This window comes from Acinetobacter stercoris (genome assembly GCF_900323515.1).
Lineage (GTDB): Bacteria > Pseudomonadota > Gammaproteobacteria > Pseudomonadales > Moraxellaceae > Acinetobacter > Acinetobacter stercoris.
In genome coordinates this window covers 1-1,461 of the sequence record NZ_OOGT01000389.1, presented here as the reverse complement: position 1 = coordinate 1,461, position 1,461 = coordinate 1, and the positions used below count along the sequence as shown (strand labels likewise).

The window sequence follows — 1,461 nt, the reverse complement described above, 5'->3', positions numbered from 1 at the left end:
AATTTATATTCCTAAACATATAAAATTCCTCTTTAGAACATGCATGATACAAACCATTTGTCCAAAAAAATGATGAATTTACAGTATGTTGTGGATCTGGGCAAATCCATTCGGAACGTTTTAAACGATAAAATTCAAATAATGGCTGGCTTCCCCAGGTTCCTAAACGTCGCTGAGTATTTACCCAATTAGGGATAGGGCTATTAGAAAAACGGGGTAAATAAAGTTGTCCTTTTAATATTGAAAAACGCTTATTTATTGAATGATTGTTCACGTGATTAAATTGAAATTGTTGATGTGTAAAATGATTCAGTTTTTTATGTAAGGTATCACTGCGATTCAGGCCACACCATGATTTTAAATCGAAATCGTTTTCTGCAAGATAGTATTTTAATGCAACTTCCCAATGCTCTATCTGTTGGGATGTGGTGTTCAATATTAAGAAATCAATTTCACCTAAAGTGTGAGCACCTTGAATAATTTGGATACTATGACCTAATAATTTAAATGAATGGTATTGATGATCTTGTAACCAGAACCAAAGCAGATATTCAAAACGCAGACCAAGACGAGTACTTTTTAGGGATTCTAAAAAAACAATTAATTCGGTTGGGTTTTGATCAAGTTCGATTAAACGTTGCTGATATTGATTATATTGTTCAGACCAAAAATGATCAGAATGTAATTCAAAAGAATATTCAATATCGAGTTCGCTGGGAATCTTGCTGATGATATTTGGACTTGAAATACAGAATGCAAGCTGACGAACGATTGGTGTAGAAAATTTTAACCAAGGTTCAGAAAAATTAACCGGGCTAGATATATTTGTCATAGATGGCATTATGAGTTGAAATTGATAATCACATTCATTTGAAAAACATTTTATACTATTCCAGTTCAATTTTTTGAGTACAGGCATGAAAACATTGTTTTGGCGAAGTCTAGTTGTGATTTTCGTAATTCTAGGCTTTATCGGGGCATTATTACCTGGTATGCCAACAACTGTTTTTTTGATCTTGGCAGCTTGGGCAGCTTCAAAGGGTTGGCCACAAATGGATGAATGGTTACTTAATCATCCCAAATATGGTTCAACGCTAAAAGCATGGCGTGAGAATGGAACTGTCCCTAGAAAAGCAAAATGGATTGCATGTTTGATGATGCTATGCAGTGGTATCATTATGCTCTTTACCAAAGCACCATATTTGGTAAAAATATTTACCAATCTTACGATGTTTATTGTCGCAATTTGGCTTTGTACTAGGCCTGAACCAAAGTTGCTGTTGGAAACAGAAAAAGATTTAGACAGGAAATAAATCCTTTAGATTCGATCAAGAACTCGTGAAAGGGGAAAATATATCTTTTAATGGTTCAATTTTTTGAGATTCTACGATAAATTTATAAATGTAAAAGCAGTTTTTTATTTATAAATAGATAAATAATAAACAAAAAATGGCTAAATAC

The 1,461-nt window shown here is 33.0% G+C and carries 2 protein-coding genes; one reads left to right on the top strand and one right to left on the bottom strand.

Annotation, left to right across the window (positions count from 1 at the left end; translation table 11 throughout):
• On the bottom strand, positions 1-832 hold an 832-nt coding region (locus tag KPC_RS19740; protein ID WP_121975999.1), incomplete at its 3' end, for a DUF1853 family protein.
• Positions 833-917: 85 nt separating this feature from the next.
• Here KPC_RS19740 and KPC_RS19735 point away from each other — a divergent pair.
• Complete coding sequence (locus KPC_RS19735) at positions 918-1,313, top strand: YbaN family protein (protein ID WP_121975998.1); 396 nt, start codon at positions 918-920, stop codon at positions 1,311-1,313.
• Positions 1,314-1,461: the final 148 nt, after the last annotated feature.